Annotated in this window: 2 protein-coding genes; both read right to left on the bottom strand. The window is 64.2% G+C overall.

Features of this window, described 5'->3' with window-relative positions; all coding sequences use genetic code 11:
- Positions 1–2,890: Ig-like domain repeat protein (locus C7477_RS18440; protein ID WP_181418475.1), on the bottom strand; the 2,890-nt coding region annotated here is incomplete at its 3' end.
- Positions 2,891–2,976: 86 nt separating this feature from the next.
- Positions 2,977–5,624: FG-GAP-like repeat-containing protein (locus C7477_RS18445; RefSeq protein ID WP_181418476.1), on the bottom strand; the 2,648-nt coding region annotated here is incomplete at its 5' end.

The following is a 5,624-nucleotide window of genomic DNA, read 5'->3' on the forward strand; positions in this document are numbered from 1 at the left end:
GGAGGCCGTCATCGTTGAAATCCGCGCCGGCGAGCGAAAAGGGCCCGTTGCCGGTGGTCAGCGTCGCGGTCGTCTCCGCCACGCCATAGACGGGCTGCTGCGTCAAAGTCGCAGTGCCGGTCAAGGTCGCAGAGCCAAGCTTGAAGTTGTTATTCGTCTTGTCGAGAATGGTGACATCTCCCGTCGGAACCTGGCCGCCGGGCATTTCCCAGCGGACCTGCGCCGGCGGTGTGCCGAAGCCCGTGACGGTCACAGGCAGCGTGTAGGGGCCGGTGCCCTCGACCTTGCCGATGACGGTCGTGGTCGTATAGAGGCTGGTGGGGGTGACGGTGAGCGTCTGGGACGTGGACCGGCTGCCCGGATAGCCGGTGATGCCGCGGAAGCGGGCCGTATAGCTGTGCACACCGACATCGGCGAAGATGACGATCCTGGCTTCTCCGTTGGCAATCTGGGCACTGCCGATACGGTCGCTGCCGGCGCACGCCTCCACGCCGCTGTGGCAGAAATCGACGGTGCCGGAGGTGATGGCGGTCTTACCGTCAGTCACAGTTGCTGTCAGCGTCGCCGGCTTGCCTTGGTCGACGGGATCAGGCGTAATCTTGAGCGTGGTTGTCGTCCCGGTAACCGTGAAGGGCAACGTGGCCGGCGTCGAGGCGTTGAAATTGCCGTCGCCGGGATAGGTCGCCTGGATGGTATAACTGCCGGTAGGCAGCACCTGCGCCGGCAGGCTGGCCACATATTGCTTCGTATTGCTGTCCAACGTGACCGGCGCCGTGCCCAGCTGCTCGCCATTGACGATCGAGAAAGTGACCTCGCCGGAGGGCGCGTACCCCCGCAGATCCTGCTTGCCGGTATCCAGCGAGGCGCTGAGGGCCACCTTCCGCGGAGCCGCGACGGGTGGGCCAGGCATAGCGCTCAGAGCGAGCGTGGTGTCAAACTTCTTCGCTCCGAGCGGCACCGTCCCGGACGCGCTGGGGGCAAAGTTCGTGTCGCCGTCGTAGTCGGCCCACACATCGTGCGTGCCGGCGCCCACCGGCACCGGCACGTTCTGCGCCGTGCCGGTCACCGTGGCGGCGGGCTGGAGGGACGCCACGCTGACGCTGTTGTCAATGACATTGGCCACAGCCACATCCGCGAAGCCGTCACCGTTGAAATCACCGACCACAGGTGAATAAGGAATCTGCCCAACTTGCACGGTCGTGCTAGATGTAAAGTTCCAAGGCTGGCTGCTACTGCCCAGAAGGATCTGGATCTTGCCGCGCAAGGTGCCGCCATCGCTCTGGGATATGGCGGCGGCGGCGTCGGGCCAGCCGTCGGCGTTGAAGTCGCCGACAGTCACATTGACGCTGGCGGTGTCGGCAAAGGTGACGACGGGTTTGGCGATAAAAGTCTTGCCGTCGCCCTGCCCCTGGTAGAAGGCCACCGAGGTATTACCGACGCTGACAGTGAAGTCGAGGTTGCCGTCCTGGTCGAAATCGGCCGCGGCCACCGCTGGCACGAAGCCGGCGCGAGTGTCGATCTGTGTCGGATCGGCCTGGAACAGGCCCGTGCCGTCGCCCAGGAGCACCCATACCAGGCTGCCATAGCCCGGCGGCACGAGGAGGTCGGGTTTGCCATCATTGTTGAAGTCCCCGGCGGCGGCGTTGGCGCCATACCACTCCATATCCGTAGTGTTGCCGGGCGGCACCGGGCTGCCCTTCGCCGTGAACTTGCCCGCGCCGTCACCCAGCCAGATTTGCGAACCGCCTGACGTGACAAGCGCGAGGTCGAGCGTGCCGCTGGCGTCGAAATCGCTCACCGCGAACGACACCATGTAGCTCGCCGCGGTGTCGAAGGGCGTGGGATTGAAGCCGTCCTTTCCCTTGCCGGTGAAGACGCTGATGTTGGAGGTGGCGCCGACGGCGAGATCGATATAGCCGTCATTGGTGAAGTCGCCCGCGACGATCGGATAGGCTCCCGTGACGTTGCCGATCGTCCAGGACGGCGTGGCGGGGAATTTGCCGTCGCTCTGCGCCAGGAAGATCTGGATGTTGTTGTCGAGCGCGTTAGCGATGGCGAGATCGGCGCGGCCGTCCTTGTTGAAATCGGCACCGGCGAACGAAAAGGGCCCCTTGCCAGTGGTCAGCGTCGCGGTCGTATCCGCCACGCCATAGACGGGCGGCTGCGTCAAGGTCGCGGAGCCGATCTTGGCGTTGTTATTCGTCTTGTCGAGAATGGTGACGTCTCCCGTCGGAGCCGGGCCGGCGGGAAGACCAGAGCGGACCTGCGCCGGCGGTGTGCCGAAGCCTGTGACGGTCACAGGCAGAGTATAAGGGCCGGTGCCCTCCACCTTGCCGATGACGGTCTCGGTCGTATAGAGGCTCGTGCGGTTGACGGTGAGCGTCTGCGAGGCGGACGCGCTCGCGGTATAGCCCGGACCGCCCCTGAACATGGCCGTGTAGCTGTGCTGGCCGGGATCGGCAAAGATGACGATCGAGGCTGCACCGTTGACGAGCTGGGCCGTGCCGATGCGGTCGCTGCCGGCGCAGGCTTTCGCACCGGTGCGACAGAAATCGACGGTGCCGGTGACGACGGGAGTACCGCTCTTATCGGATTTCACCGTCGCCGTCAGCGTCGCCGACTGGCTCTGGTTGATGCTCGACGGCGTAATCGTGAGCGCGGTCGTTGTGCCGACATCGGCCGCAATGGAGTTGGCGCCGGCCGGATCGGCAATGCCGTCCTGCGCTTGCGCCTGCGGCACGATCCCGGTGAGGAGAACCAGCTGGGCGATGAGCATGAGCCCGATCGCGCGCCAGCCCCGGCGCCCCCCGCCGCTGTTCGCCGCGCCTCGGCTTTTCCGGTCGCGGTAGAAGGAAAAGGCATCGGAGATCGTGGCAAAAGCGTCGGTCATCAGGAAAATCCTTGGTCACTCGTGTAGCTGGTCCGGTGCGCGCATCGCAATTGCAGTGCAGTGTCGCGACGGGTAGAACTTGTTTCCTACGGGGTCGCGGTGATGGTGACGGTGGTGGTACCCGGCGTAGGGGTTGCGAAATAGGGATTGCTGGCGAGGGTGGCCGAAAGAACATCCTTGTCGCCGACCTTCGGCGACAGGTCGCCTGGCTTGGTGACGTAGGTGGCGATGTATTGCGTGCTGCTGATCCAGGAGATCGTGCCCTTGCCGAGGTCCTTGTTGAGCGTCGTGTTGTGGAAGGTGACCTCCTGACCAGCCAGGCTATGGTCTTGCAGATCGGCCTGCGTCGTCAGCGTGGCCGTCAGCGTGGTCGACTGGTTAACCGGGACTTGGGAAGGATTGGCAGCCAGAGTAATGCCCAGGTCCAGCTTTTCCGGTTGCACCGCCTGCGGCGTCGTCGATGTGTCGGCGGCGAAGTTGCTATCGCTGAGGTAGGCGCCGACGATGTTGTGCTTGGCCCCGCCCGGATCTCCCATCGGCACGAGGGCGTCAACGGAAGTGGAGACCGTCACCGTCGGGCTCAGGAATGCGGCGGTGGTCTGATTGGCGGTCGAGCCCGGCACGATCAGGTCGGCATAGCCGTCACCGTTGAAATCGCCGGTCACCGGCGCGCGCGGTCCGGGCTGGGGCGTAATCGGCACGTCGGCCTTGGTAAAGCCGAAATTGCCGTCGCCGGTCCAGATCTGCACGTCGGGATTGCTGCCGCTGGCCACGTAATCAGCCATGGCAAGGTCGGCATAGCCGTCGGCGTTGAAATCCCCGGCGATGACGGAGACGTTCGTTCCCCCCAGGGCATAGTTGGTATTGAATTTGGGCTGCGGGCTGAAACTCCTGTCGCCGTTGCCCTGATAGACCTGGACAGCGGATTCGCCCTCGTAGTTACCGAAGCCGACGGCGAAATCGAGGTTGCCATCCTTGTCGAAATCGGCCGCGGCCACGGTCCAGGTGTAGTCGCCGCCCGTGTCGATCTTGGTGTTGGGCCCGAAGGTGATGTACACCACCCAGACACTCCCGTTATTGTTGGGAACGATCAGATCTGGCCATCCGTCATTGTCGAAGTCGCCGGTGTCGGCGGACACGGCGGTGGCGCTGCCGGAATTGCCATAAGGCCAGCTGCCGTCGGAGCCGATGAACTCGCCCGTGCCGTAGCCCCCCCAATAGAACTGCGTCCTGTCGGAATGCTCGATGAAGAGGTCGAGATGGCCGTCGAGGTCGAAATCACGGGCGACGATGGCTGCGAAGTCGCTCACATCGGGCGTGTCGATGGGCGCTCCGAACTGGCCGGTAGGGCTGCCGGTGCCGGGATAGACGGTGAGCTTGTCGCCGTTGCCGATGACGATATCGGGCAAGGCGTCATTGTTGAAATCACCCGTCGCCACCGGATAGGGATTGCCGTCGGTAAAGGTCCTGCTGTACATCGGGCCGCCGTTCATTATCACGATGAGCTTCTTGTCGTCCTTGAGGGCGATCACCACGTCGCGGATGCCGTTTCCATCGAAGTCGGCGGTTGCCGCGGAATTGGCCCCTCCCCCCCCGATCAGCGTTGTGGGCATATTGGCGATGGCGAGTTGCGGGTTGGCCAGGGGATTGGAGCCGGTGTTTTCGCCCAGCGAGTAGGGGTTACCGCCGACGAGGTTGCTCATGTCCTGGATCTGGACGGTGCCGGTCGGTGGTGTCTTGAGCGATTGCGGGGCGGTGCCGGTCACCTTGACGTCGTAGGTATCGTTGTTGCCGGAACGCTTGGGAGGGGTGATCGCCGTCTGGGTGGGGTAGCCGCCCAGCACCACCAGCTTCCGCGGCTGGGAGCGGCCTTGGGGATAATTGTACCAGAGGGAGCCGGGGGTGCCGGCGAAGTCGGCTCTCAGTTCATAGGTGCCTGCATAGGGCGTGAAAGATACAGTCGCCGTGCCGTTGACGACCTGGGCACTGCCGATTCGGTTGATATCGGTGCACAACGGGGTCGATGCGGTGTAGCAGAAATCGACCGTGCCCAGTTGCGCCATCGTCCCGCCCGACTTGACCGTAGCGGTCAGTGTGACCGTATCGCCGGCATTGGCGGTCTCGCCCGTCGAGACCGCCAGATCCACCTCCGGATCGGTGCTGTCGGCGTCATAGGGCAGCGTATCCGACGAGGCGGCGAAGTTCTGATCGCCGCCGTAGTCGGCCTTGATCGTGATCTTGCCGGCCGGCAGCGCGGTGGGACCGAGCTTGGCCGTATAGGCGACCGGGTTGCTCCCGTCCACCAGATGCAGTTCGGCCGTGCCCAACGGGGTGGTATCGGCCGTGAAGGTGACCTTCTCGTTCTCGACGGAATGGCCTTGCAGGTCGCCTTTGAAGGTGAGGGTTGCCGTGAGCTTGACCTTCTGCCCGATCAAGCTGCGGCCTGCCGGATCGGCGGCCAGCTTGAGATCGGTGACGATCTGCTGCGGCGCAATCGGCGTCGGGTTGGCGGAGGAGTCGCTCGCCTTGAACTGCTTGTCGCCCGCGTAGCTGGCGAAGACGTCGTGCTTGTCGGCGGGATTGCCCACCGGCACCGGGACATTGTTGACGGTGGCCGTTACCGCTACGGTGGGTTGGAGGGTCGCCACGCTGACGCTATTGTCAATGGCATTGGCCACCGCCACATCCGCGAAGCCGTCGCCGTTGAAATCACCGACCACCGGCGAAAGAGGTA

Source organism: Paramesorhizobium leguminum (assembly GCF_003217235.1).
Classification (GTDB): domain Bacteria; phylum Pseudomonadota; class Alphaproteobacteria; order Rhizobiales; family Rhizobiaceae; genus Paramesorhizobium; species Paramesorhizobium leguminum.